The organism is Salmonella sp. K21076, assembly GCF_039650795.1.
In the GTDB taxonomy this organism is placed as follows: domain Bacteria; phylum Pseudomonadota; class Gammaproteobacteria; order Enterobacterales; family Enterobacteriaceae; genus Salmonella; species Salmonella enterica.
Genome location: NZ_JBCLYA010000013.1, coordinates 1 through 24,472, shown reverse-complemented (window position 1 = coordinate 24,472; position 24,472 = coordinate 1). Strand labels below are relative to the sequence as shown.

The following is a 24,472-nucleotide window of genomic DNA, read 5'->3' as shown; positions in this document are numbered from 1 at the left end:
TCTATGTATTCATATGTAATCCAGATTCTGGAAAAAGCATAGTCGCCAGCTAAAAATAACAAGAAATGGGGCGCTTGAATAAGATTAAACTTAGAGCATGACGGAAGGGAGAAGAAGAAAAGAAACGGCCTTTGCCTTCTCAGCAAAGGCCGTTGAGCGAGCTAAGCGTGGTTACGCTGCCGGTCGGGCAATAATGCTGCGGGTTTCCATGCGAACTTCCGCAATAGTGACATCAATGACATCCGTCACTTTATAAACCGTCTCACCTTTAATCTGTACCGTACCGTTTTCCTGGCTGCATACCAGTTCATCGCGAACGGCGTGCAGGAACGGGGCAGGGATAAAGGCGATAGCGCCGTTATCGACCAGTCGCACACGCATACCACCGCGGCTGACGTCAATAATTTCTGCCGCGAAACGGGTATTTGTCCCCGCCTTATCGTTAAGGAAGCGTGCATATAACCAGTCGCCGACATCGCGCTCCGCCATGCGGTTCAGGCGACGGCGTTCCGCCATTTGCTGGGTGATATCTTCCTGCGGACGCGCAATAGCTTCCCCCTTGATGACCGCTTTCAGCAGGCGATGGTTAATCATATCGCCATACTTACGGATGGGAGAGGTCCAGGTGGCATAAGCCTCAAGACCAAGACCGAAATGCGGCCCCGGCTCGGTGCTGATTTCCGCAAAAGACTGGAAGCGACGAATGCGGCTGTCAAGGAAACCGGAGGGCTGCGCATCCAGTTCGCGACGCAGTTTACAGAAGCCTTCCAGCGTCAGCACCTCTTCGGCATCGACATGCAGACCATGCGTTTTCAGCAGCGCGGCCAGCGCGTCGGCATTCGCGGGATCGAAGCCCGTATGTACGTTGTAAATACCGAAACCGAGCTTATCGCGCAGTACGCGCGCGGCGCAAAGGTTAGCGGCGATCATCGACTCTTCTACGATACGGTTAGCGATACGGCGCGGTTCCGCCACAATATCCAGTACTTCGCCTTTTTCGCCAAGCACAAAGCGGTAATCCGGGCGGTCTTTAAAGACTAACGCATGATGATGACGCCACTCACTGCGGCTTAGACAAATACGGTGCAACAGACGAATCTGCTGGGCAATGCCTTCGTTCTCCGGCTGCCAGGTGCTGTTATTTTCCAGCCAGTCGGAGACATTGTCGTACACCAGCTTGGCCTTCGATTCGATGGTGGCCGCAAAAAAGGCAATATCATCGTCAATGGTGCCGTCCGCGGCGATGATCATGCGACAGGCGAGCGCCGGACGCACTTCGTTGGCGCGCAGCGAACACAGATCGTCAGACAGCTCACGTGGCAGCATAGGAATATTGAAGCCCGGCAGGTAGTTGGTGAAGGCGCGAATTTTCGCGGCGTTATCCAGCTTACTGCCTTCGGCAATCCAGGCGGTAGGATCGGCGATAGCCACCGTAAGCTGGAGTCTGCCGTCCGCTAATTCCTCAGCATAAAGCGCGTCATCCATATCTTCAGTGCTGGCGCTATCGATAGTGACGAAATTCAGCGCGGTAAGATCCTGGCGCTCCAGCCCTTCGTCCAGCATCTCCGTCGCTACGCCGTTCGGCGCTTCTTTTTCCAGGTTATGGCGGGCAAGCGTAACCCACCAGGGAACAAAGTGATCGTCGGCAAAGGTGATGTACTGCGTTAAATCGGCGTAAAACGAACGGTCGCCTTTAAGCGGATGGCGGCGCATTTCGGCAACCGCCCAGTCACCTTCTTTGAACTCATGCTGAACGCCGCGCGCGGCGCGGCAGGGAATCGCGTCTTTCAGCAACGGATGATCTGGCACGATGGACAGGCGGTCATTTTTACCCTGAACTTTTCCCACAAAGCGCGTCAGGAACGGTTCGATCAGTTCTTCCGGCTCGGCAGACTCACGTTCTTTTTCCGTGTGGATGACCGCGACGATACGATCGCCATGCATCACTTTTTTCATCTGCGGCGGAGGAATGAAGTAGCTTTTTTGCGCGTCAACCTCAAGGAAGCCAAAGCCTTTTTCCGTGGCTTTTACGACCCCTTCAGCGCGCGGCGTCTGGGAATGCAGTTGCTGTTTAAGCTGCGCTAGCAGCGGGTTGTCCTGAAACATATTCGTCTATTTTCGTAGCCAAAAGAGCGGCTGACAGTTTTACGCGATTCTGCCTGGCGCAGCAAGCGCTCTTTCAGTAATGGATGAGTTAATAGGTTTCGCCCAACGCGATTTTTAAACGATTTAACCATCCGCACACGCCACACCAGCCTAACATATTAATGGCCTGCTCCGATGAAACTCCCCTGGTGAGTAGCGGGAAAAAATGCGCGGCGCTAAAGCGATCGGGCGCTCTGGTGAGCCATTGTATCGCCTGTGTCAGCGCGGGCTCAAGTTCCCAACGAGCGATGTCGTCGTCTTCCTAGCGTAACGTGATGACAGCACGGCGCCACGCGCCAGGTTGGGTTGCCTGTTCGTTAAAGCAGGCGGCGCTGCCGTTGATACGTGATGTGAGGAGCGTGATAAGTGGAAGTAAAGAAGGGGGCGACGCAGTGTGTAATGTGCTGGTCAGTATGCGTTCGAGTAACGCGAATGAAGACGGATCGCGCATGAGTACCGGCGCCATTATTTGGCATTGTGAAGACGAATATTGCCGCCGAACTTTGGTATGGGCGAGAGGATATTCTACCAGACTGGCGGCGGGCCGCCATGTCGTCTGGGGGTTTTGAAACCGCGCGGCCCTGGCAAAGCGCTGCATCTCCTGGCCGGGCAGCTCGCGCACGGGCAGACGGCAAAACGCCTGAAATATCGCCGCTACTCGCGCCTGAAAACCGATAAACCCAATGATCTGATTGATGAGTACGGTATCCCGGGCGGTTAATCCCACCTCTGCAAGCTGTTCGCGGGCTCGCGTATTGATAACGGAGGGGGAGCCGGCAAGCTGACGAGCGTATTGCGTAATTTGCGCCAGCCGTTGATTGCTTTCTCTTGAGGCGTCAGGGCCGGGTAGCGGCGCCAGACGTGCGGCATAATGGCGGCACAAACGCTGAACCCCAAATACCTGAGCGGCGGTAAGGGCGGTGCTCATACGTTCATAGGCGCTAAACGTATGAAGCCGGTCGTTGAGAACCGTGCGGGGAAATAAGACATCCGCCAACTGGCGAGCTGGCTTTAACCATGACTCAAAAGGCGTCAACGCGGTTTCTGCTACCGCTAAATCCAGTAAAAATCGATCGTTAACATACGCGGCTTCCGGCATCAGCGAAAGCGGAGTTTGTGACGACATAGTGGATTGTGTTTCATGATACCAGTGGCTTTTACCCGCTTTTCGGCATTGTTCCATAGGGTTTCCCGAGGATGAAATGGCGATCGATAATGATTCGGCGTCGGATCGTTTATGCTGGATTATCCTGGCGTATGCGGGAAAGGGATGAAAGATTGTTAGGTGATAACAAATATCAGAACGCTATATAACGAGATGAGCGGTGAGTGAGGGGAATGGGGCAGCACAGCCGTGCCGCCCGCTAATAAACTTAATGCGCTTACTTCAGTTCCAGTTCATTCATTGCCGCAATGCTGAACCCGCCGTCAACATGGACGACTTCGCCAGAAATGCCTGCCGAGAGATCGGAACACAGAAACGCCGCTGAGTTACCCACATCTTCAATGGTCACGGTGCGACGAATTGGCGTAACGGCTTCACAATGCGCCAGCATTTTACGGAAGTCTTTAATACCGGACGCCGCCAGCGTGCGGATCGGGCCCGCAGAGATGGCGTTGACGCGAACCCCTTCCGGTCCCATAGCGTTTGCCATATAACGCACGTTGGCTTCCAGAGAGGCTTTCGCCAGACCCATGACATTGTAGTTCGGGATGGCGCGCTCCGCTCCCAGATAAGACAAGGTCAACAGCGCAGAACCCGGATTCAGCATGGTGCGGCAGGCTTTCGCCATGGCAACAAAACTGTAAGAGCTAATATCGTGAGCGATTTTAAAGCCTTCGCGGGTAACCGCATTAACATAATCGCCGTCCAGCTGATCGCCAGGCGCGAAACCGATCGAGTGAACGAAACCGTCAAATTTCGGCCAAACGTTACCCAGCTCCGCAAACATAGCGTCAATGCTGGCATCTTCAGCGACATCACACGGTAAAACGATGCTGGAACCCAGCTGGGCAGCAAATTCTTCTACGCGGCCTTTCAGTTTGTCGTTCTGGTAGGTGAACGCCAGTTCAGCTCCTTCGCGGTGCATCGCCTGTGCGATACCGTAGGCGATGGACAGTTTACTGGCCACGCCAGTGACCAGAATGCGCTTACCGGAAAGAAAACCCATAGCTTTAATCCTTATAGTCATTGCTTATTTTTTGCTTTTACGAACAATGGTTAACAGCAACTTTTCAACATTATTCGAAATTAGTCTGAAATTATATCCCACTCCTGGCCCCGTGTGTCACGCTATTTTTCCGCCGCTATCTCCGGCAGGTGACGTTCTAAAACCACACGGTAACGAAGTCCCTGAGGATTTTGAGCACTCCCCAGGGCCAAACTGGCAAATCAAAGAGTCTAATGGGACAGGCCCTACGGTGCAGTATACCAGCTGGTGTAAGGTTCGCCTCATCCAACCAGAGACACCGGGACGGACAGCAAGTACGATAGCGATGCGCCTTCCACCAGACAAATAAAGGTTCTGTAGGAAGCCTGAATATTCATCCAAATGGTTTACCTCACCTATTAGCGATGTTATGGACATGTAATTTTAACCAGCAAATGCTTAACAAAAATAATTTCTTTTTTAGGCGCTGAAGGTTTTCTCTATTTATTGATGCAGAGTAATACTGAATATGAAAAATTTTGGAAAGCAGGTGATTACAGTAGTTACAAATCAGGTTTTTATATGTTTGCATGTATATTATAATAAATTTTCAGAGGATGAGACATATGCCGTTTACATTTCAGATCGGAAATCATAGTTGCCAGATATCAGAAAGACATTTAAGAGATATCATTGATCATAAAAGAGAGCATGTTTTTTCAACGTATGAGAAGTTCATAGATTTTTTCAGGAATATATTTACCAGTCGAAGTTTAATCTCTGATTATAGAGAAATCTATAATCTACTGTGCCAAAAAAACGAGCGTCCAGATATTACGAAGCCTTTCTCGCTACGACCATTTTCGAAGCGAGATGAAGACTGTACACGATGGCGCCCCCTTCTTGGATATATTAAACTTATTGATGCCTCCAGGCCTGAAACAAGAGATAAATACACTGTAGAGGTATTAGCACATCAAGAAAATATGTTACTACTACAGATGTTTTATGATGGAATGTTAGTGACCGAGACGGAGTGCTCTGAGCGTTGCGTCGATTTTTTAAAAGAAACGATGTTTAATTATAATTCCGGGGAAATTACGCTTGCCGCTTTAGATAATGATCACCTGACGCCGAGCGAAGCAGGTAGTAATGGGATCTATGAGGCTTTTGAGCATCGTTTGATAGACTTCCTGACCACGCCCGCCACGCCCGCCACGGCGTCTGGTGATGAGAGCGGCGCTATTGATCAGACAGATACATCACAACCAGCGGCAATAGAGGCGTTTATTAACTCGCCGGAGTTTCAGAAAAATATTCGCATGCGTGATATTGAAAAAAATAAAATAGGTAGCGGAAGTTATGGGACAGTCTATCGGTTACATGATGACTTTGTTGTTAAGATTCCAATTAATGAGCGGGGAATAAAAGTGGATGTTAACTCTCCGGAGCATCGTAATTGTCATCCTGATCGTGTCAGTAAGTATTTGAATATGGCCAATGACGACAAGAATTTTTCTCGTTCGGCCTCCATGAATATTAATGGTAAAGACGTTACAGTTTTAGTTTCAAAATATATTCAAGGTCAGGAGTTCGATATTGAAGATGAAGATAACTATCGAATGGCGGAGGCGCTTCTTGAATCCCGGGGGGTTTATATGCATGATATAGATAACGTAGGTAATATTCTGATTAAAGAGGGGGTACTTTTCTTTGTCGATGGCGATCAAATCGTGCTGTCACAAGAATCCCGGCAACAGCGAAGCGTTTCTCTTGCAACAAGGCAACTGGAAGAGCAAATTAAGGCCCGTTACCTGGTAAAATTAAAGCAGTCCGAGACCGAAGGAAATACTGAAGATATTGAATATTATAAGTCACTTATTACAGAACTTGATGAGTTAATCGGAGAGGAAGAACAGGCACCTGCGCCAGGAAGACGTTTTAAACTAGCCGCGCCGGAGGAAGGGACTCTTGTGGCTAAGGTATTAAAGGATGAATTAAAAAAATAGCATTTAGTTCCGTTCTTTTCTGCGAATCGCCGGGGGCACATTCGCTACAGATTTACCAATCAATTATTGAGAGTTGCTATTCGCTTAAAGGTCGTTCGGGGGATCTGGACAGCCTGTAGCGGAGATGCAACTCGCCACTAGGGTTGGCGATGCCGCGCTGCCATAGTGGGTGAAATGCCACGCGATGGTGCAACACTATTAACTCGCCTTGATTTTTCCCCTCTTCCTGACAAGAAAAACCTGGCTTTACGGATGGTCTCATGCCGTCGTATTAGCGTTGTTCGGCGTAGTATGTAAATTTACTTATAGCAATAGAAGAACATTCTCAAAACATAAAATTAGCAAGTTATCATGAAGTTAATATATATTGTTTTTTTCGATCATTTTTTAGATATTGATCGTTTTTACTGATTGATTTGCGTTAAAAGCGCATTATCAGGGAGTTAAGATCAAGTGGAGTGGTCACATGCGCTATTTTTTTATGGCAGAGCCGATAAGGGCAATGGAGGGGGATTTACTGGGTGTCGAAATCACTACCCATTTTGCATCGTCGCCCGCTCGTCCGCTACACCCTGAGTTTGTTATCTCGTCATGGGACAATTCGCAGAAGCGCCGTTTTCTGCTTGATCTGTTGCGGACAATCGCGGCCAAACATGGCTGGTTTCTACGCCACGGCCTGTTCTGTATCGTAAATATCGATCGGGGTATGGCGCAGCTTGTCCTTCAGGACAAAGATATTCGCGCATTACTACACGCCATGCTATTTGTGGAGTTGCAGGTCGCTGAACATTTTTCATGTCAAGATAACGCCTTAATCGATCCTTTAATACACGCGCTTCATAAGCAACCTAATCCATTATGGCTGGGCGACCTGGGCGTAGGGAACGCAACCGCTGCGCCATTAGTTTGCGGGTGTTTTAGCGGCGTAAAACTTGATCGCAGCTTTTTTATCTCACAAATTGAAAAAATGACGTTTCCGCTGCTTGTCAAACATATCCGGCGTTATTGTGACAAGATCGTGGTGGGTGGCCAGGAAAACACACGCTATTTGCCGGCGTTAAAAACGGCAGGCATTTGGGCAACCCAGGGCACGTTATTTCCTTCCGTTGCGTTAGAAGAGGTTGAAACATTGCTGTTGGGCCGTCGCGTGAACACCCTCAGAGAATCGAACTGAGGGTATTTGTGTCGCTTAGCGATCCTTTCGCCATGCGTCAGCGGTCAGCGCCTCGCCAAAATGGCCTGCGATTAAACGGCGGGTAAGCTCATGTAGCGGAGAGGCGAGCACATCGGCGGTGCTGCCGCGTTCAACCACTACCCCCTGATGCATCACTAATACCTGATCGCTAATATGTTTCATCATGCCGATATGCTGCGTGACGTAGATATAGGAGATGCCTTGTTTTTCCTGCAATTCAAGCATCAGATTGATGAGCTGCGAGCGCATGGACATATCAAGCGAAGCCAGCGCTTCGTCCGCGATAATGACTTTTGGGCGTAAAATCAGCGCGCGGGCCAGACCCAGACGTTGTTTCTGTCCCGGCGCCAGCATATGCGGGTAGTAGCTCACGTGATCGGGCAATAGCCCCACCATACGCATCGTCTCGACAATCTGTTTGCGCCGCTGTTCCGGCTCCAGAACGGTATTAAGGCGCAGGGGGAAGTCAAGAATCTGTGAAATACGTTGACGTGGATTCAGTGACGTTGAAGGGTCCTGAAAAATCATTCGAATACGTTGGCTTCGAAACGAATAGTCGCCGTAATGCAGGGGATGATCGTCAATAAGAAGCTCGCCGCTGGTGGGTTCAATCATGCCGGCCAGCATCTTTGCCAACGTGGATTTGCCGGAACCGTTTTCGCCGATAATGGCCAGGGTCTGACGCTCACGAAGCGTAAAGCTTAATGGTTTCACGGCGTCGACGGTCTGGCGGCGAAACCATCCTGTTCGGTAGCGAAAGGTTTTACTCAGGTTGCGCACTTCAAGCAGAGTTTCCACCATATCACTCTCTCTCCATATTCAGCGGAAAATGACAGGCATAGAGATGATTTTTCGCGCCGGTTAAGCGTGGCGTGATAATGCATTCTCGTTGCGCGTAAGGGCAGCGCGGCCCCAGACGACAACCTATCGGTAACTGCTCCAGTAGCGGGATCGCGCCCGGCAGCGTATTCAGACGGCTTTTATGCGGCATCGCGCTGCCAAAATCCGGAATCGCACGGATAAGCGCCTGCGTATAAGGATGATGTGGTGTCGTCACCAGATCTTTACTTGGCGCGGTTTCTACCGTCTGGCCGCAGTATAAGACGTTGATTTTGTCAGCCCACTGACTCAGCATTTGCAGGTCGTGGCTAATCAACAGAATGGTGGTATTACTGTTTTGATTCAGTCGCGTCAACAGGCGAAAAATTTGCGCCTGCGTCGTCGGTTCCATTGAGTTGGTGGGTTCATCAGCGATCAGGAGTCGCGGTTGATTCGCCAGCGCGATAGCGATCATAACTTTCTGACACTCGCCATCGGTTAGTTCATAGGGAAAACTGCGCATCGCGTCTTTATGATCTTTAATTCCCACCCGGTGCAGTAATTCAATTGCACGCCGTTTACGCCAGCCTAAACGCTGCCACCAGCGGCCTTTATAGGTCCAGGCGGGAATATTTTGCATTAACTGGCGGCCGACGCGTTCGGAAGGATCAAGGCACGACTGCGGCTCCTGGAAGATCATCGACACATTATGCCCGACCAGCTTACGCCGTTCACGAGAGGAGAGGCGCAGCAGATCGATATCATCAAAACGCATACGGTCGGCAGTGACTCGCCAGTTGTCTTTCGCGACGCCGCAAATAGCTTTAGCAATCAAGCTCTTTCCGGAACCCGATTCACCTACCAGGCCGCGAATTTCACCTTCGCTTAATGTCATACTGACGCGATCGACCGCTTTTACCCAACCTTCGCTGGTTTTAAATTCAATGGTGAGATTGCGGATATCCAGTAACGGCATTATTCCACCCCCGCAATAATCGCACGACGAATCCCATCTCCGAGCAGGTTTACCAGTAAAACACTGAGCGTTATCGCCGCGCCGGGTAGCATAACGGTCCACGGCGCGACATAGATTAACTCCAGCGCATCCCCCAACATGGCGCCCCATTCAGGAGAGGGAAGCTGCGCGCCGAGATCTAAAAATCCCAGCGCGGCGATGTCCAGAATCGCCATCGACAGCGCCCGGGTAATTTCGGTGACCAGACCGGCGGTAATATTCGGTAAAATGGCGAACCACAGAATATTCAGTGTTGTCGCGCCATCCAGACGGGCAGCAATGACGTACTCTTTTTCCAGTTCATCATGCACCATGCTATAGACGGAACGTACCATTCGCGGCAACAGGGCCAGCCAGACGGCAAACATCGCGTGTGACAGATGTGGGCCGGCAAATGCCACAACGATAATCGCCAGCAAGAGCGAAGGGATGGAAAGCAGCGTGTCCAGAATATGGTTCAGTACGGCAGAGCGTAAACCGTGGGTCGCGCCTGCCACTACGCCGAGGACTAATCCACATAGCGTAGCCGCCAGCGTTACGATAAACGCGCCGCCGACCGTGGGCGCCGCGCCGCTTAACAGGCGGCTCAGCACATCGCGCCCCAGATCGTCAGTCCCCAGAAAAAAGGAGACTTCGCCATAGCGTGACCAGGAGGGTGGCAGTAGCTGATAGCCCAGAAATTGCTGATCGATACCATAGGGCGCGATCCAGCCGCCAAAAATACACAGCAACGCCAGACCGGCGCATCCATACAGACCCACCATCGCAGGCGCGTCGCTATAAAATTTACGCCAGGCAGTGCGCAGGGTGCCTGGCGGGCGCTTTTCGCTGTAGACGCTATCGTAAGGCATATTTACTCGTTTTATTTTTGTTTACCATGCTTTATGTCTTTTGAAATTTTCAAGCACTATCAATTGGTTATGGATTGTAAGCGTCTCAATTTTGTGTACTTTGCATTAATGTGAAGGTTATCAATTTATGCAAAATGTATACACAGATGTGTATATCCTCTTATGGAGTGTACACATTGCTTGCCGATACAAAATTAAGAAAGGCTCCTGGCAAAAAAAGAGACCAAATCAAGGTCATCTCAGACGCTCATGGTCTCAATGTCAGGCTCTCTACATCCGGCAGTATAACATTCTTTTACCGATACAGATGGAACGGGAACGCTGCTCAACTGACGATTGGCGATTATCCAACCATATCACTATCTCATGCCAGGGAACGCCGTCAGTACTTTAGATCATGGTTAACTGAGGGACTCGATCCTCGTCGCCAGATGGTGCTGGAGAAGAAGAAAAAAACAGAAGCGTTAACCGTAAAAGAACATACGACTACTGGGAGAAGTTTTAGCACTGTACGGAATTTGGGCCAGGGTCATTAAGACCGACAGTGGCGTCTGGCACTAGTTTGAAGTATGGCGCGATCAGGATGTTGCAGTATTTGTAGAAGCGGCGCGCGGCGGCATCCGGGGAATAGTCCGGCTTAAAGTATCTGGCGGAGTTTGTGTTCAGTTGCGGCATTAGTCTTTGGGAGGTTCACAATAAGACAGATCGGAATACTCCGGCATGAGGTGTTGCGTCTTAAACTGCTGCAGCGGGTCAGCAGGGGGAATGATATTTATTAGCTCAGATGTGAGCTGACAGTTACCGATTATTTATACAGTAACTGTCAGTTTACAATATCGTAAAAACCTAACATAGACCTTTTTAAACGTACTTAATGTGATCTCATCTAGTATGAGGTTTTCTTGCTGCCGTGCAACAATACCTACAGCTGCTCCGCAATTTACATCATTAGTGTATTGTTGCAGATCAATGTGACCCGAAAGAGTTTTATAATGAGTGCTGATTGTTTTTTCAAATTCGGACGCTGCGTCTTTACTTATAAAAACACCAGGATATAAGTGCTTCCCAGAAAAAACTCTGGATATTTGTTGTCCCAGCATATGCAGGCAAGCAGATTTGTTGAAGCCTTTCTCTCCCGTTACTAACAAGAAACCACTTTTTTGCTCAACCTGTGAAATATTATAAGCAATATTAGCTACCCTAATAATATCTTTGGCTAGGTTAGTTGCGCCATTTCCGATAGTGGCAGTGCCGGGGGCTGCCCCTCTAATATTGAGGATCGCGGCAGAAATAGGTTTCATCATATTCACCTCTCATGTAGTGATAATGGTTATTATGTGATATTTACTTTTTAATATTTATTTGTTATCACTTACCTGCTGTCCAGTCAATATTAATACATGATTACGCCTGTTTTTACATTAATTTTACTGGTGCGGGATTGTATGATCTTGTTATTACTCAACGTAAGCCTCTGTTTATATATAATAAAATTGGAGAAATCTGTTGACTGTATTTTATTTGCATTAATATAGATATGCTATGAATTATTACTCTTCCGTATTCTCGCCTAACAATGTCAGGCATGCATAATCTAACGTTATTAGATGCTATATCCGTAACCGGGTCTGAGGTGAGCATGGCTAAATTACCGCGCCGTAAATGCAAAGTTTGTCGGGAATGGTTTCCTCCTGCTTACAGCAACGTTGTCTGGTGCTGTCCTGAACATGGTGCTATCTACGCGCTGGAACTGCGTGCCAAAGAAAAGAGTAAAGCCGCAGCCAGGTGTATCAGAGGTAAACACCAGGCGGATAAAGCCGAACGCCAGGCGAACGGTTGCATGCTTAGAGAGCGTCAGGCAGTGTTGTATACACTCAGCAGGAAGATGTTCCGCAAACATCTGCGCTGAAGGCGGTGGCATAAGGGGATGGTCGCTGAAATCGAGCAGGTCATTGAGAAGTGACATAACAAAACGGCTCCCTGTAGGGGAAGCCGTTATAGTGCCGCAGTTTAAGGATCGGCATTGCGCAATTACCGGGATTTTCGTGCCCGTAAACCGGGGAGGTTTGTTTTTCTAATTTTATCCAGCGAGACGTAAAGTATGACTGAGCTATGGTTAGCACTCGGTTTAACACATTAGGTGGTTTGCCTGATAGTTTCTGTAGGAGAGAGTATGATAAAAAAGTAATATTATTTTTAGTATTTTTTTGGTCATTCAGGTGCCGTTGATTTTGTATATCGTGTTGACTCGAGACCTTCAGATGTGATTTTTCGGGATGGTTTTGCTTCTCACGGAAATAACAGGAATCTTCAGCAACATATAAGAGATGACTCCTGTGTATCCGGTAGTCGAGACAGTACTATATTGCGACTATCTCAGATATTAATGAGGCTTATAATATAGCACGATTATATTACTCCAGAGCAACATTTAGCGGCAGGTTGTACAGATACAGAATCCGTGCAGACAATAGTTTCTACAGCCTTCCGCCGTCTGTTGCTTATATTGAGTTATGTGGTATCCAGTTTGGTCATTTTGAGCGAGTGATGATGCGGTTACAAAGTGAGTATGTATCTGTAAATTCTATCCCAATTGAAAATATCCATGAAGCAGTTGAGCTTGTTTACGATAGAAATACAAGTATGGTAAATATTGTTGGAGTGGATTATGAAAAAGAAATTAAAGGTTCTGACTCTTGCTCTTGCGTCAATATCCAGTGTTTGTTATGCAGCTATGGCTGATTATGATACGTATGTGAGTAATGTTCAGATTAACAACCTGTCTTATGGTGTGTATACGTCAGGGGGTAAGGAAACTCAGTTTTTTTGTATCGGACTGAAGCACGGGAGTGAAGCTATTAGTATCAATGCCATGTGTAAAGTGGATGTGTACGGGAATCATAAACAGGGGTTTGATAACATGCTAAATACAGCAAAGTATTATTATACAACAGGGGGGGATGTAAGGATATATTATAAAGAGAATGTTTGGCGCGACCCCGATTTCAAAAGTGCATTCTCTTCCAGGGAATTAATTGCGATAACTACTTGTAGCTCATCAAGTTATTGTATGGGGCCTACGGTGACAAATTAAATGTTGCTGGGTATTAAACGCTCTAAAGAACAGGCTTAATCTTGTTGGTGAGACGATTATGTCTGAACCTTTATCAGGTTCCTGTATGGCTGTAGCGATCTGTGGGGCAACGATATTCAGACCGTTTACTGGAGCGGATTTTGGGATTGTATTTTGAGCATTTGCGGGAACGTTGTTCGTGGCAACAATGCCGCAGATACTGTCACCCCAAAGCACTCCTTCAAGCTTCTGACAACTGTGGGTGGTTTGTTTGATGGAGTGCCTCTTAAGATTAGAACTCTCACCATAAAGGCTGCGCATTTACGTGGCCTTTTTCGTATTCAGGCTAACGGGAAGCACTCACTACGCGCTTTGTTGGATAAATCCAGCCCGTGAAGCCTGTTCCTTTTAGTCAGGACGTTATCATAAGGGGACATACTGGTTGTATGGAAGCGTGATCGCCTGGGTCGCAGTATGCGTCATCTGGTCGTTCTGGTAGAAGAATTGCGCGAACGCGGCGTTAATGTCCGCAGCCTGACCGACAGCATAGACACGTCGACGCCAATGGGGCGATTCTTCTTTCATGTCATGGGCGCACTCGCTGAAATGGAACGTGAATTGATTGTGGAAAGAACCCGCGCTGGACTGGAAGCGGCAAGGGCGAGGGGGCGTAATGGTGGCCGACGACCGAAACTAACATTGGAACAATAGGCGCAGGCCCGGCGTCTGATTGGGTCAGAAGTACCGCGACAGCAGGTAACGATTATTTATGGGGGCTGTCGACGCTGTACAGAAAACTTCCTGCAGCATCACGCAGTGAAACCCGGAGGCGCTGATAGAGAAGATAAATCTCCGGCAATCATCATCGAAGCATGGACTGCCGGAGAAAATAGAAAACAATATGTATATATTTACGTACTAAAAAACGAACTTATCACAAAAATAAAAGCATAACTTTTTGATTTAATGATATTTTTATTGCTTCTTATCGTAAGGCATACCATTCCTTATGTTTCAGAGGGTTAGCCATAGCACCCAAAATATCGGAAATCACATTGACCACAATAACCAGCGACCCAATGACCATCACGCCAGCGGAAATAGCGGCATAGTCCTGCTGACGAATGGCGTGAATTAACCATCGTCCCAGCCCTGGCCAGCTGAAAACCATTTCGGTAATCATCGCCAGCGTTAACATGGTTGAAAACTGCAGACCAAGACGGGGAATGACCGGCGGCAGCGCATTATGCAACACGTGACGGCGTAAAATCGTAAAGCGCGACAAGCCGCGCGTGGCCGCCGCTTTAACGTAGTTCTGATCGTAGACCTCAATAGTGCTGATTCGCATCAGGCGGATCACCTCTGTGGTCGGCGCGACGGAAAGCGTGAGCACCGGTAAAACCATATGTCGTATGGCGCTCATTACCATTTCATCACGCCACGGCGAATCTGAAATCCAGGCGTCAATGATGGCGAAACCGGTAACCGGTTTAACTTCATAAAGCAGGTCAAATCGCCCGGATACCGGCAGCCACCCCAGTGTGAGCGAAAAGAACAGTGTGAGCAGAAGCGCCAGCCAGAAAACCGGAATTGAGAAACCTAATAGCGCCAGCGCGCTGATAAAACGATCCGGCCATTTGCTACGCGTCACGCCAGCCAGCATCCCGACCGGGATGCCGACCATCAGCGCAAAACCAAAGGCGAGAATGCACAGCTCCATCGTGGCGGGAAACACCTCTTTAAGCTGTTCGGAGATCAGCTGGCCGTTAATGCTGGACACGCCAAAGTCCCAGTGCAGCAGACCGTTGAACCAGAAAACCCAGGCATTCCATAATGATGCGCCTTGTAGCGGCGCGTGCGGCGTAAAATAGCTCAGGCTAAAGCCGATAAAGGTCAGGAAGAATAGCGTCACCAGCAACAGCAATAACCGACGCAGGGTGAAGATAATCATGGTTTTTTCACCTCTTCGTGTTTTTCGCGGGAGACGCCGGCAAAAGACGCATTGCCGAACGGGCTTAACACCAGTCCTTTAATATCGTAGCGGTAAGCCTGTAAGCGTAGTGATGATGCCAGCGGCAGTATCGGCAGCTCTTTCTCCAGGATATTCTGCGCTTCGTCATACGCTTCTATGCGCGAAGCCAACTGCTGCGACGACAGTGCCTTACGCAGCACGCTGTCAAATTCAGGGTTACACCAGTGGGCGAAATTGGTTTGCGAATTGATGGCCGCACAGCTTAACAGCGGTCTGAAAAAGCTATCCGGATCGTTGCTGTCCGTGGCCCAGCCGGATAAGGTCAGATCGTGATTCATATCCATCAGGCGCGCCTCCTGAAAACGACCTTCAACCGGCACAATGACCACTTTTACGCCAACTTGCGCCATATCCGCCTGAATAAGCTCCGCCGTTTTTAGCGGGCTTGGGTTCCAGGCCTGAGAACTGGTCGGCACCCAGAGATGCAGCGTAAGATTCTCAATGCCCAGCGCTTTTAGTTGTTCGCGCGATTTTTGCGGATTGTACTCCGTAATTTTGGCATCGTTATCGTAAGCCCATGAGGCTCTCGGTAAAATGGAGGCTGCGGTTTCCGCCGTGCCGTAATAAATCGACTGCATCAGGCGCTGGTTGTTGATCGATAAGGCCAGCGCATGGCGCACTGCGGGATTATTCAACGGCGGCTTGTCGGTGTTAAAGGCCAGATAGGCGATATTCATCCCCGGGCGCAACGTCAGACGCAAACGCGGATCGTCGCGTAAAATAGTTAGCTGGCTGGCGGCGGGCCAGGCCAGAACATCGCATTCACCGGTCAGTAATTTCGATAAACGCCCAATACCCCCGGAGCCTAAATCCACCACCACTTGCGGCATTAGCGGTTTGCCGCGCCAAAACCCATCGTGGCGCTGGAGACGAATAAACTGCCCGGCACGGTACTCCGAAAGCTGGAAAGGCCCGGTGCCGACCGGTTGCCGATCAAGCAGTTCCTGACGATCTTTTCGGCTAAGCTGCGCGGCGTACTCAGCAGACATGACGGAAGCGTAGTGCGTGGCCAGATGCCATAAAAAGGAGGCGTCTGGCTGCGTCAGGCGAAACTCAACGGTGTTATTGTCCAGCTTACGCACGCTTTTTACATTGTCGGCGAACTGTAGGCTATCAAAGTAGGGGAAGCTACTGCCGTTGATGTTATGCCACGGATGTCGACGATCGAAAATCCGCTGAAAGGTAAAGACGACATCATCAGCATTGAGTTTTCGGGTCGGCGTAAACCAGGCGGTTTTTTGAAAGGAAACGTCGCGGCGCAGGTGAAAATGGTACGTTGCCCCGTTATCCAGCACTTCCCAGCTTTCTGCCAGCTCTGGGACTAAACGATAAGTATAGGGATCGACATCCAACAGGCGGTCATATAACTGGGCGGCCAGGGTATCGACGATGAGGCCGCTACTCGCTTTTTGCGGATTAAAGGTGTTGACCTGCCCGCTGACACAATACACAAAGCCGCTATCGCGAATATCTGCACTCGCAGTTTGTTCGGGCGCAGTCGCAGCCGTAGCCTGACTACTCAGTAGACCCGCTATCACGATCAGAGATGATAAAACCAGGCGCATAATAGTTAAGTTTTTGAAGTTCAATTTGCAAAGTGTATCGCACTTCGGCCCGCCACGTAAAAATGTCGGTGGATAACTGGCGTAAATGTCGTCAATTAGCCGGAGAAATAGCTAAAGCTGATGCTTTTTAAGCAAGGCGCGAAACTGGTGGTAGGTGAGCGCCAGCAAATCGGCGGCTCGTTTCTGGTTAAATTTCGCCTGCTGTAAGCTACGTTGCAGCAGCGCTTTTTCCTGTTGCAGTTGAAACTCCCGCAAGTTGAGCGGCAGGTCAGGCGTGGCGGATGCCGCTGGCAGGGCGGGCGCGGGCGGTTCGGCGGGATAGCGTTGAAAAGGATCGATAACAATTTCATCCAAAGGATGTTCGCTGCTGCCGTGGCGATACACTGAACGTTCGACTACGTTTTTCAGCTCGCGGACATTACCCGGCCAGGCGTAATGCAACAACGTTTCTTTTGCCCGATCGGTAAAACCAGGAAATAAGGGCAGACGTAGCTCACGACACATCTGAATAGCAAAATGCTCGGCCATCAGCATGATATCGCTCTGGCGTTCGCGCAGCGGCGGCAGTTGTACAACGTCAAAAGCCAGCCTGTCGAGCAGATCGGCACGAAATGTCCCTTCCTTCACCATGGCGGGTAAATCGGCATTAGTGGCGCATACTAATCGCACATTAACCTGTAACGGTTGGCTGCCGCCGACGCGCTCTAGCTCGCCATATTCAATCACCCGCAGTAGCTTTTCCTGTACCAGCATTGGCGCTGTCGCCAGTTCATCCAAAAACAGCGTGCCGCCATCGGCGCGTTCAAAACGACCGGGATGGCGTTTTTGCGCCCCGGTAAAAGCGCCCGCTTCATGGCCAAACAGTTCGGAGTCCAGCAGATTTTCGTTAAGCGCCGCGCAGTTAAGCGAGATAAGCGGCCCCTGCCAGCGTGAAGAGAGATAGTGCAGGCGATTGGCGATAAGTTCTTTACCCGTACCGCGTTCGCCAATAATCAGCACTGGCTTATCCAGCGGCGCGAGCCGGGAGACTTGTTCCAGTACTTCAAGAAAACAGTTTGCCTCGCCGAGCAGGTTATCTTTAAATTCAGCCATGATGAAAATCGCCACTTGTTAGTGTTTTTCACCACTTTATCCTTTTTGGCTGGCGAGGTAAAACGAAATAATTCCTTAACTATCAATAATATAAAAAGTTGGCACGCAAATTGTATTAATCATGTAGCAGGGCATCGCCCGTTATCAGAACATTATGTGAGGATTGAATTATGGGTATTTTTTCTCGTTTTGCCGACATCGTGAACGCCAATATCAATGCGTTGTTGGAAAAAGCGGAAGATCCGCAGAAGCTGGTGCGCCTGATGATTCAGGAGATGGAAGATACGCTAGTGGAGGTTCGCTCGAACTCCGCGCGAGCTTTAGCGGAAAAGAAACAGTTATCCCGTCGTATTGAACAGGCTACGGCTCAGCAGACCGAGTGGCAGGAAAAAGCGGAACTGGCTCTGCGCAAAGATAAAGACGATCTGGCGCGCGCCGCATTGATTGAAAAACAAAAGCTGACCGATTTAATTGCTACGCTTGAACAGGAAGTCACGCTGGTGGATGACACGCTGGCGCGCATGAAGAAAGAGATTGGCGAGCTGGAAAACAAACTCAGCGAAACACGCGCTCGCCAGCAGGCGCTGATGCTGCGTCATCAGGCGGCAAGTTCTTCCCGCGATGTCCGTCGTCAGCTTGACAGCGGCAAACTGGATGAAGCCATGGCGCGGTTTGAATCCTTTGAACGTCGTATCGATCAAATGGAAGCGGAAGCGGAAAGCCATCGTTTTGGTAAGCAGCAATCGCTGGACCAACAGTTTGCCAACCTGAAAGCCGATGATGAAATCAGCGAGCAGCTGGCGCAGTTGAAAGCCAAAATGAAGCAAGATAATCAATAATGACAATGGCGGCGCCGGTACGCGCCGTCGCTCATCAGCTTTAGGTGTAAGGAGAACGCATGAGCGCGCTATTTCTGGCCATCCCGTTAACCATTTTTGTGTTGTTTGTGTTACCGATTTGGCTGTGGCTGCATTACAGCAACCGCGCCGGTCGGGGAGAACTGTCGCAAAGCGAGCAGCAACGCTTACTGCAACTCACAGACGACGCGCAACGTATGCGCGAGCGCATTCAGGCGCTGGAAGATATTCTTGATGCAGAGCATCCGAACTGGAGAGAGCGCTAATGAGTGGAATCAATCTGAATAAAAAACTATGGCGTATGCCGCAAAAGGGCATGGTGCGTGGCGTTTGCGCCGGGATCGCCGACTACCTTGATGTACCGGTAAAACTGGTGCGTATTCTGGTCGTGCTGTCGATTTTCTTTGGGCTGGCGTTTTTTACCGTAGTGGCCTATATCGTCCTGTCTTTTGTACTGGACCCTATGCCGGATAATCTGGCCGCAGGGAAACCGCAGCCGACCAGCGGCGAACTGCTGGATACCGTAGACAGAGAGCTTGCCGCAGGCGAAAAGCGTTTGCGAGAAATGGAACGCTACGTCACGTCAGATACGTTCACACTGCGTAGTCGTTTCCGTCAACTGTAACTGATATATCGGGAAGGTGAAGATGAATACTCGCTGGCAACGCGCCGGGCAGAAGGTGAAGCCCGGCTTCAAAATAGCAGGTAAGCTGGTTCTGTTGACCGCGTTACGCTACGGGCCTGCCGGCGTGGCGGGATGGGCGGTAAAATCCGTCGCCCGTCGTCCGCTAAAAATGTTGCTGGCGTTTGCGCTGGAGCCAGTACTTCGTAAGGCGGCGAATAAAATTTCGCAGCGTTACAAATAGCGAGTCTGGTCATAATATTTCGTTAAGCTCTGGCGTATAGTGTGTGCGAAATACATTACGTGTCAGGACGGGAGTATGTTGAAAAAAGGAATATTTGCGTTAGCGTTATTCGTAGCCATGCCGCTTTATGCCGCAGAATACTGGATAGATGTCCGCATTCCGGAACAATATCAACGAGAGCATATTCAGGGCGCGATTAATATCCCATTGAAGGAGATTAAATCTCATATCGAAACGGTAGTTCCAGACAGGAACGATACGGTAAAGTTATATTGCAACTCCGGGCGACAGTCGGGCATGGCAAAACAAATGTTGCTTGATATGGGGTATACGCACGCGATGAATATGGGCGGCATCAGTCGTCTTGATATGCCGAAAGTAAAAAAATAGATAATCTATTGCTCAATACTCATACTAACCGCGGCGCTTAATGCGCCGTTGTTGATCTCTCCGGGTAGTTGATAATAACGTTTTTGCACATATCTATAACGCAGGCTCGTTATTATTTTTTCTTCTCTTCAGGCTCAACAGGATGTCAATGAAGCGACTTAAAACTGAACTCAACGCGCTGGTCAATCGTGGGGTAGACAGGCATTTGCGTCTTGCCGTAACCGGGTTGAGCCGCAGCGGTAAAACAGCGTTTATCACGGCGATGGTTAACCAGTTGCTTAATGTCCACGCGGGCGCGCGCTTACCGTTGCTCAGCGCGGTACGCGAAGAACGCCTGCTTGGCGTAAAGCGCGTGCCTCAACGTGATTTTGGTATTCCCCGTTTTACCTACGACGAGGGGATACTTCAGCTTTATGGCAATCCTCCCGCCTGGCCCACACCGACGCGCGGCGTCAGTGAGATTCGGCTGGCGTTGCGCTATCGCTCAAACGACTCGCTGCTGCGCCATTTTAAAGATACCTCGACATTGTATCTGGAGATTGTGGACTATCCAGGGGAATGGTTACTCGATCTGCCCATGCTGGCTCAGGATTATTTAAGCTGGTCCCGTCAGATGAACGGCTTGTTACAAGGGCAACGCGCTGAGTGGGCCGCAAAATGGCGGCAACTTTGCGACGGGCTCGATCCGCTGGCGCCCGCCGATGAAAATCGGCTGGCGGAGATTGCCGCCGCCTGGACGGATTATTTGCATCAGTGTAAATCGCAGGGATTGCATTTTATTCAGCCTGGACGGTTTGTTTTGCCGGGCGATATGGCGGGCGCGCCAGCGTTGCAGTTTTTCCCGTGGCCGGATGTGGACGCCTTCGGCGAGTCAAAACTGGCGCAGGCGGATAAACAGACCAACGCTGGAATGCTGCGCGAACGCTTTAACTACTATTGCGAAAAGGTGGTCAAAGGGTTCTACAAAAATCATTTTCTACGCTTTGATCGCCAGATTGTGCTGGTCGACTGTCTGCAACCGCTTAATAGCGGGCCGCAGGCGTTTAATGATATGCGTCTCGCTTTAACGCAGCTGATGCAAAGTTTTCACTATGGTCAGCGAACTCTGTTTCGCCGCTTGTTTTCGCCGGTGATTGATAAATTGCTGTTCGCCGCGACGAAAGCCGACCATGTCACCCTCGACCAACATGCCAATATGGTGGCCTTGCTCCAGCAGCTTATTCAGGATGCCTGGCAAAATGCCGCGTTTGAAGGCATTAGTATGGATTGCCTGGGGCTGGCGTCGGTACAGGCGACCACCAGCGGCGTGATTGAGGTCAACGGTGAAAAAATCCCGGCTTTACGTGGAAACCGTTTGAGTGACGGCGCGCCGTTAACCGTGTACCCCGGCGAAGTGCCTTCGCGTTTGCCGGGACAAGCGTTTTGGGATAAGCAGGGCTTTCAGTTCGAAGCCTTTCGTCCGCAGGTAATGGATGTTGATAAACCATTACCACACATTCGTCTGGACGCTGCGCTGGAGTTTTTAATAGGAGATAAGCTGCGATGAGCGAACCGTTAAAACCGCGTATTGATTTTGCAGAACCGCTAAAGGAGGAACCTACATCGGCCTTCAAAGCGCAGCAAACTTTCAGCGAAGCGGAGTCGCATACATTTGCGCCTGCGGCTATCGATGAGCGCCCGGAAGACGAAGGCGTGGCAGAAGCGGCGGTCGATGCCGCGCTGCGCCCCAAACGCAGCCTGTGGCGTAAAATGGTGATGGGAGGGCTGGCGCTGTTTGGCGCGAGCGTGGTCGGGCAAGGCGTACAGTGGACAATGAATGCCTGGCAAACTCAGGACTGGGTCGCTTTAGGCGGCTGTGCCGCAGGCGCGCTGATCGTTGGCGCTGGCGTGGGATCGGTGGTCACGGAGTGGTGGCGATTATGGCGCTTGCGCCAGCGGGCGCATGAGCGCGATGAGGCGCGTGAACTGTTACATAGCCATAGCGTCGTGAAAGGTCGCGCATTTTGCGAAAAACTGGCGCAGCAGGCGGGGATTGATCAATCACATCCGGCATTACAACGTTGGTATGCCGCTATTCACGAAACGCAAAACGACAGGGAAATCGTCGGCTTGTATGCGCATCTGGTACAGCCGGTACTTGACGCGCAGGCGCGACGTGAGATTAGCCGTTTCGCCGCGGAATCGACTCTGATGATCGCTGTCAGTCCGTTAGCGTTGGTGGATATGGCGTTTATTGCCTGGCGTAATTTACGCCTGATTAACCGCATCGCAACGCTGTATGGCATTGAACTTGGTTATTACAGCCGCCTTCGTCTGTTCCGTCTGGTGTTGCTGAATATCGCGTTTGCGGGGGCCAGTGAGCTGGTGCGTGAAGTCGGTATGGACTGGATGTCTCAGGATCTGGCCGCACGCCTGTCTACGCGCGCGGCGCAGGGGATTGGCGCAGGCCTCCTTACCGCTCGACTGGGAATAAAAGCGATGGAGCTATGTCGACCATTGCCGTGGGCCGATAACGATAAACCACGTCTCGGTGATTTTCGTCGTCAGCTTATCGGTCAGCTAAAAGAGACGCTGCAAAAGAGTAAGTCGTCGCCTGAGAAATGACCTTCCACAGGGCGCTGATTGCCTGGCTTTACGCCGCAGCGCCCGTTTTTCCGCCATGCTGTCAATATTTGTTGACAGAATCCTTCCTGCCAGCCGAATAGTGGCTTATCATCTATTTAATGGTTCATTATTCAGGTGAAGGTTCCCATGCGTCTGGAAGTCTTTTGTGAAGACCGACTTGGTCTGACCCGCGAATTACTTGATTTACTGGTGTTACGTAGCATTGATTTACGCGGAATCGAGATTGATCCCATTGGGCGAATTTATCTTAATTTTGCTGAGCTGGAATTCACCGACTTCAGCAGCCTGATGGCCGAAATCCGCCGTATTTCCGGCGTAACGGATGTCCGTACCGTTCCCTGGATGCCGTCCGAACGTGAACATCTGGCCCTGAGCGCGCTGCTTGAGGCGTTGCCGGAGCCGGTGCTCTCATTGGATATGAAGAGTAAAGTGGAGATGGCGAACCCGGCGAGTTGTCAACTTTTTGCCCAGAGCCAGGAGCGAATGCGGCACCATACCGCCGCACAATTAATCAACGGCTTCAATTTTCAGCGCTGGCTGGACGGTAACCCGCAAAGCTCCCATAACGAACATGTCGTGATCAACGGGCAAAACTTCCTGATGGAGATTACGCCGGTACATTTACAAAACGAAAATGACGAATACGTGTTGACCGGGGCGGTCGTGATGTTGCGTTCCACGATTCGTATGGGACAGCAGCTACAGAATTTGTCCACGCAGGATCTGAGCGCGTTTAGTCAGATTATTGCCGTGAGCGCAAAGATGAAGCACGTCGTTGAGCAGGCGCGCAAACTGGCGATGCTCAGCGCGCCGCTGCTGATTACCGGCGATACGGGAACCGGCAAAGATCTTTTCGCCTATGCCTGTCATCAGGCAAGCCCTCGTTCAGCGAAACCGTATCTGGCGCTCAACTGCGCTTCAATCCCGGAAGATGCGGTAGAAAGCGAACTATTTGGCCATGCGCCGGAAGGTAAAAAAGGCTTTTTTGAACAGGCGAATGGCGGCTCGGTGCTGCTGGATGAAATTGGCGAAATGTCACCGCGTATGCAGGCGAAGCTGCTGCGTTTTCTCAATGATGGTACGTTCCGTCGTGTCGGCGAAGATCACGAAATTCATGTTGATGTCCGCGTTATCTGCGCCACGCAGAAAAATCTGGTGGAGCTGGTGCAAAAAGGACTGTTCCGCGAAGATCTCTATTATCGACTTAACGTTCTGACGCTTAATTTGCCGCCGTTGCGCGATTGTCCGCAGGATATTATGCCGTTGACCGAACTGTTCGTGGCGCGTTTTGCCGACGAACAGGGCGTTCCACGACCGAAACTGTCTGCCGATCTGAGTACGGTCCTCACTCGTTACGGCTGGCCGGGTAACGTTCGCCAGCTTAAAAATGCGATTTATCGGGCGCTGACGCAACTGGAAGGGTATGAGCTGCGTCCGCAGGACATCCTGTTGCCTGACTACGATGCCGCGACGGTGGCAGTCGGCGAGGATGCGATGGAAGGTTCGCTGGATGACATTACCAGTCGTTTCGAACGTTCTGTCCTTACTCAGCTTTATCGTAGCTATCCGAGTACGCGTAAACTGGCGAAACGGTTGGGGGTATCGCATACCGCGATTGCCAATAAGCTGCGTGAATATGGTCTGAGCCAGAAGAAGGGTGAAGAGTAGAAAAATAAATATCCTCCGGCATAGCCGGAGGTTTTTCTGATGCGCCTGTAAGGCTCTCTTACCAGCCGCGCCCTAACAGGCGCATACGATCTGACATTTGCATCAAACTTCGTTACTTAC

Annotated in this window: 22 protein-coding genes and 7 pseudogenes; 16 read left to right on the top strand and 13 right to left on the bottom strand. The window is 50.3% G+C overall.

Annotated features, from left to right (window positions below; genetic code table 11):
• Positions 1–171 precede the first annotated feature (171 nt).
• From AAYN39_RS06210 to AAYN39_RS06190, 5 genes and pseudogenes are all read right to left on the bottom strand, one after another.
• Positions 172–2,106 (bottom strand): exoribonuclease II, encoded by a 1,935-nt coding sequence (locus tag AAYN39_RS06210; RefSeq protein ID WP_000485046.1) that lies wholly within the window; start codon positions 2,104–2,106, stop codon positions 172–174.
• Positions 2,107–2,410: 304 nt separating this feature from the next.
• Positions 2,411–3,328 (bottom strand): annotated as a pseudogene (locus AAYN39_RS06205) (CMD domain-containing protein); the annotation flags it as partial.
• A gap of 199 nt (positions 3,329–3,527) precedes the next feature.
• A complete protein-coding gene (fabI, locus tag AAYN39_RS06200) occupies positions 3,528–4,316 on the bottom strand; it encodes an enoyl-ACP reductase FabI (RefSeq protein WP_000506501.1) in 789 nt (262 codons plus the stop codon).
• A gap of 117 nt (positions 4,317–4,433) precedes the next feature.
• Positions 4,434–4,733, bottom strand: coding sequence for a hypothetical protein (locus tag AAYN39_RS06195; RefSeq protein WP_031610532.1), 300 nt, complete (start codon positions 4,731–4,733; stop codon positions 4,434–4,436).
• Positions 4,708–4,887, bottom strand: a complete 180-nt coding sequence (locus AAYN39_RS06190; protein ID WP_031624296.1) for a hypothetical protein — start codon at positions 4,885–4,887, stop codon at positions 4,708–4,710. The genes AAYN39_RS06195 and AAYN39_RS06190 overlap by 26 nt, the downstream gene beginning before the upstream one ends.
• Positions 4,888–4,921: 34 nt before the next feature.
• Between AAYN39_RS06190 and steC the strand changes: the two genes are divergently transcribed.
• Both steC and AAYN39_RS06180 read left to right on the top strand, forming a co-directional pair.
• Positions 4,922–6,304, top strand: a complete 1,383-nt coding sequence (steC, locus tag AAYN39_RS06185; protein WP_001116915.1) for an SPI-2 type III secretion system effector kinase SteC — start codon at positions 4,922–4,924, stop codon at positions 6,302–6,304.
• A 466-nt stretch (positions 6,305–6,770) separates the two neighbouring features.
• On the top strand, positions 6,771–7,478 hold the full coding sequence (locus AAYN39_RS06180) for an EAL domain-containing protein (protein WP_001268399.1): 708 nt from the start codon (positions 6,771–6,773) through the stop codon (positions 7,476–7,478).
• Between the two features lie 15 nt (positions 7,479–7,493).
• Here AAYN39_RS06180 and sapF read toward each other — a convergent pair whose 3' ends face one another.
• From sapF to sapC, 3 genes are read right to left on the bottom strand one after another with little or no spacing between them, the layout of a single operon-like run.
• Positions 7,494–8,300, bottom strand: a complete 807-nt coding sequence (sapF, locus tag AAYN39_RS06175) for a peptide ABC transporter ATP-binding protein SapF (protein WP_000230463.1) — start codon at positions 8,298–8,300, stop codon at positions 7,494–7,496.
• Position 8,301: 1 nt separating this feature from the next.
• Positions 8,302–9,294 (bottom strand): peptide ABC transporter ATP-binding protein SapD, encoded by a 993-nt coding sequence (gene sapD / locus AAYN39_RS06170; protein WP_001128869.1) that lies wholly within the window; start codon positions 9,292–9,294, stop codon positions 8,302–8,304.
• Positions 9,294–10,184, bottom strand: a complete 891-nt coding sequence (sapC, locus tag AAYN39_RS06165; protein WP_001146150.1) for a peptide ABC transporter permease SapC — start codon at positions 10,182–10,184, stop codon at positions 9,294–9,296. Before sapC ends, sapD begins: the two co-directional genes overlap by 1 nt.
• Positions 10,185–10,330: 146 nt before the next feature.
• On the opposite strand from sapC, the pseudogene AAYN39_RS06160 reads away from it, so the two are divergent.
• Positions 10,331–10,686, top strand: a pseudogene (locus AAYN39_RS06160) (Arm DNA-binding domain-containing protein); the annotation flags it as partial.
• 307 nt (positions 10,687–10,993) lie between these two features.
• Here AAYN39_RS06160 and AAYN39_RS06155 read toward each other — a convergent pair.
• Complete coding sequence (locus AAYN39_RS06155) at positions 10,994–11,488, bottom strand: hypothetical protein (RefSeq protein WP_000977502.1); 495 nt, start codon at positions 11,486–11,488, stop codon at positions 10,994–10,996.
• Positions 11,489–11,823: 335 nt separating this feature from the next.
• Between AAYN39_RS06155 and AAYN39_RS06150 the strand changes: the two are divergent.
• Positions 11,824–12,012 (top strand): annotated as a pseudogene (locus AAYN39_RS06150) (recombination protein NinG); the annotation flags it as partial.
• Here AAYN39_RS06150 and AAYN39_RS06145 read toward each other — a convergent pair.
• Positions 12,013–12,150 (bottom strand): annotated as a pseudogene (locus tag AAYN39_RS06145) (IS4 family transposase); the annotation flags it as partial.
• Between the two features lie 207 nt (positions 12,151–12,357).
• On the opposite strand from AAYN39_RS06145, the pseudogene AAYN39_RS06140 reads away from it, so the two are divergent.
• From AAYN39_RS06140 to AAYN39_RS06125, 4 genes and pseudogenes are all read left to right on the top strand, one after another.
• Positions 12,358–12,827 (top strand): annotated as a pseudogene (locus AAYN39_RS06140) (pertussis toxin-like subunit ArtA); the annotation flags it as partial.
• 25 nt (positions 12,828–12,852) lie between these two features.
• Entirely contained in the window at positions 12,853–13,278 is a 426-nt protein-coding gene (locus AAYN39_RS06135; protein WP_000727926.1) for a subtilase family AB5 toxin binding subunit, read from the top strand.
• 58 nt (positions 13,279–13,336) lie between these two features.
• Positions 13,337–13,432: pseudogene (locus AAYN39_RS06130) on the top strand (holin); the annotation flags it as partial.
• A gap of 233 nt (positions 13,433–13,665) precedes the next feature.
• Positions 13,666–14,093 (top strand): annotated as a pseudogene (locus AAYN39_RS06125) (recombinase family protein); the annotation flags it as partial.
• 149 nt (positions 14,094–14,242) lie between these two features.
• Here the strand turns inward: AAYN39_RS06125 and sapB are convergent.
• From sapB to pspF, 3 genes are all read right to left on the bottom strand, one after another.
• Entirely contained in the window at positions 14,243–15,208 is a 966-nt protein-coding gene (gene sapB / locus AAYN39_RS06120) for a peptide ABC transporter permease SapB (RefSeq protein WP_000583298.1), read from the bottom strand.
• Positions 15,205–16,854, bottom strand: coding sequence for a peptide ABC transporter substrate-binding protein SapA (gene sapA, locus AAYN39_RS06115; protein ID WP_001241626.1), 1,650 nt, complete (start codon positions 16,852–16,854; stop codon positions 15,205–15,207). The genes sapB and sapA overlap by 4 nt, the downstream gene beginning before the upstream one ends.
• 111 nt (positions 16,855–16,965) lie before the next feature.
• Positions 16,966–17,946 (bottom strand): phage shock protein operon transcriptional activator, encoded by a 981-nt coding sequence (gene pspF, locus AAYN39_RS06110; protein ID WP_001764157.1) that lies wholly within the window; start codon positions 17,944–17,946, stop codon positions 16,966–16,968.
• A gap of 170 nt (positions 17,947–18,116) precedes the next feature.
• Here pspF and pspA point away from each other — a divergent pair, with 170 nt between their 5' ends.
• From pspA to tyrR, 8 genes are all read left to right on the top strand, one after another.
• Positions 18,117–18,785 carry a phage shock protein PspA gene (gene pspA / locus AAYN39_RS06105; protein WP_000511000.1) on the top strand — a complete coding sequence of 223 codons (669 nt, stop codon included), beginning with the start codon at positions 18,117–18,119 and terminating at the stop codon, positions 18,783–18,785.
• A 59-nt stretch (positions 18,786–18,844) separates the two neighbouring features.
• Entirely contained in the window at positions 18,845–19,069 is a 225-nt protein-coding gene (pspB, locus tag AAYN39_RS06100; RefSeq protein WP_001274953.1) for an envelope stress response membrane protein PspB, read from the top strand.
• Positions 19,069–19,428, top strand: a complete 360-nt coding sequence (gene pspC, locus AAYN39_RS06095; protein WP_000014347.1) for an envelope stress response membrane protein PspC — start codon at positions 19,069–19,071, stop codon at positions 19,426–19,428. Before pspB ends, pspC begins: the two co-directional genes overlap by 1 nt.
• 22 nt (positions 19,429–19,450) lie before the next feature.
• Positions 19,451–19,669, top strand: coding sequence for a phage shock protein PspD (gene pspD, locus AAYN39_RS06090; RefSeq protein WP_001097607.1), 219 nt, complete (start codon positions 19,451–19,453; stop codon positions 19,667–19,669).
• Positions 19,670–19,744: 75 nt separating this feature from the next.
• On the top strand, positions 19,745–20,059 hold the full coding sequence (gene pspE / locus AAYN39_RS06085) for a thiosulfate sulfurtransferase PspE (RefSeq protein ID WP_000913432.1): 315 nt from the start codon (positions 19,745–19,747) through the stop codon (positions 20,057–20,059).
• A gap of 148 nt (positions 20,060–20,207) precedes the next feature.
• Complete coding sequence (locus AAYN39_RS06080) at positions 20,208–21,605, top strand: YcjX family protein (protein ID WP_000825858.1); 1,398 nt, start codon at positions 20,208–20,210, stop codon at positions 21,603–21,605.
• The gene (locus AAYN39_RS06075) at positions 21,602–22,663 is read left to right on the top strand and encodes a YcjF family protein (protein ID WP_001294457.1); all 1,062 of its coding nucleotides are present in this window, start codon (positions 21,602–21,604) and stop codon (positions 22,661–22,663) included. The genes AAYN39_RS06080 and AAYN39_RS06075 overlap by 4 nt, the downstream gene beginning before the upstream one ends.
• A gap of 147 nt (positions 22,664–22,810) precedes the next feature.
• Positions 22,811–24,352 carry a transcriptional regulator TyrR gene (tyrR, locus tag AAYN39_RS06070; protein ID WP_001235493.1) on the top strand — a complete coding sequence of 514 codons (1,542 nt, stop codon included), beginning with the start codon at positions 22,811–22,813 and terminating at the stop codon, positions 24,350–24,352.
• The last annotated feature ends 120 nt before the right edge of the window (positions 24,353–24,472 follow it).

Excerpts from the sequence above, each read along its gene's own strand:
- pspB (WP_001274953.1), top strand. The coding sequence starts at position 18,845 with ATGAGCGCGCTATTTCTGGCCATCCCGTTAACCATTTTTGTGTTGTTT.
- AAYN39_RS06190 (WP_031624296.1), bottom strand. The coding sequence starts at position 4,887 with ATGCAAACATATAAAAACCTGATTTGTAACTACTGTAATCACCTGCTT.
- AAYN39_RS06075 (WP_001294457.1), top strand. The coding sequence starts at position 21,602 with ATGAGCGAACCGTTAAAACCGCGTATTGATTTTGCAGAACCGCTAAAG.
- AAYN39_RS06210 (WP_000485046.1), bottom strand. The coding sequence starts at position 2,106 with ATGTTTCAGGACAACCCGCTGCTAGCGCAGCTTAAACAGCAACTGCAT.
- pspE (WP_000913432.1), top strand. The coding sequence starts at position 19,745 with ATGTTGAAAAAAGGAATATTTGCGTTAGCGTTATTCGTAGCCATGCCG.
- sapB (WP_000583298.1), bottom strand. The coding sequence starts at position 15,208 with ATGATTATCTTCACCCTGCGTCGGTTATTGCTGTTGCTGGTGACGCTA.
- pspC (WP_000014347.1), top strand. The coding sequence starts at position 19,069 with ATGAGTGGAATCAATCTGAATAAAAAACTATGGCGTATGCCGCAAAAG.
- pspF (WP_001764157.1), bottom strand. The coding sequence starts at position 17,946 with ATGGCTGAATTTAAAGATAACCTGCTCGGCGAGGCAAACTGTTTTCTT.
- tyrR (WP_001235493.1), top strand. The coding sequence starts at position 22,811 with ATGCGTCTGGAAGTCTTTTGTGAAGACCGACTTGGTCTGACCCGCGAA.
- AAYN39_RS06180 (WP_001268399.1), top strand. The coding sequence starts at position 6,771 with ATGCGCTATTTTTTTATGGCAGAGCCGATAAGGGCAATGGAGGGGGAT.
- sapD (WP_001128869.1), bottom strand. The coding sequence starts at position 9,294 with ATGCCGTTACTGGATATCCGCAATCTCACCATTGAATTTAAAACCAGC.
- AAYN39_RS06080 (WP_000825858.1), top strand. The coding sequence starts at position 20,208 with ATGAAGCGACTTAAAACTGAACTCAACGCGCTGGTCAATCGTGGGGTA.
- pspD (WP_001097607.1), top strand. The coding sequence starts at position 19,451 with ATGAATACTCGCTGGCAACGCGCCGGGCAGAAGGTGAAGCCCGGCTTC.
- sapC (WP_001146150.1), bottom strand. The coding sequence starts at position 10,184 with ATGCCTTACGATAGCGTCTACAGCGAAAAGCGCCCGCCAGGCACCCTG.
- pspA (WP_000511000.1), top strand. The coding sequence starts at position 18,117 with ATGGGTATTTTTTCTCGTTTTGCCGACATCGTGAACGCCAATATCAAT.
- sapA (WP_001241626.1), bottom strand. The coding sequence starts at position 16,854 with ATGCGCCTGGTTTTATCATCTCTGATCGTGATAGCGGGTCTACTGAGT.
- AAYN39_RS06155 (WP_000977502.1), bottom strand. The coding sequence starts at position 11,488 with ATGATGAAACCTATTTCTGCCGCGATCCTCAATATTAGAGGGGCAGCC.
- AAYN39_RS06135 (WP_000727926.1), top strand. The coding sequence starts at position 12,853 with ATGAAAAAGAAATTAAAGGTTCTGACTCTTGCTCTTGCGTCAATATCC.
- fabI (WP_000506501.1), bottom strand. The coding sequence starts at position 4,316 with ATGGGTTTTCTTTCCGGTAAGCGCATTCTGGTCACTGGCGTGGCCAGT.
- steC (WP_001116915.1), top strand. The coding sequence starts at position 4,922 with ATGCCGTTTACATTTCAGATCGGAAATCATAGTTGCCAGATATCAGAA.
- sapF (WP_000230463.1), bottom strand. The coding sequence starts at position 8,300 with ATGGTGGAAACTCTGCTTGAAGTGCGCAACCTGAGTAAAACCTTTCGC.
- AAYN39_RS06195 (WP_031610532.1), bottom strand. The coding sequence starts at position 4,733 with ATGTCCATAACATCGCTAATAGGTGAGGTAAACCATTTGGATGAATAT.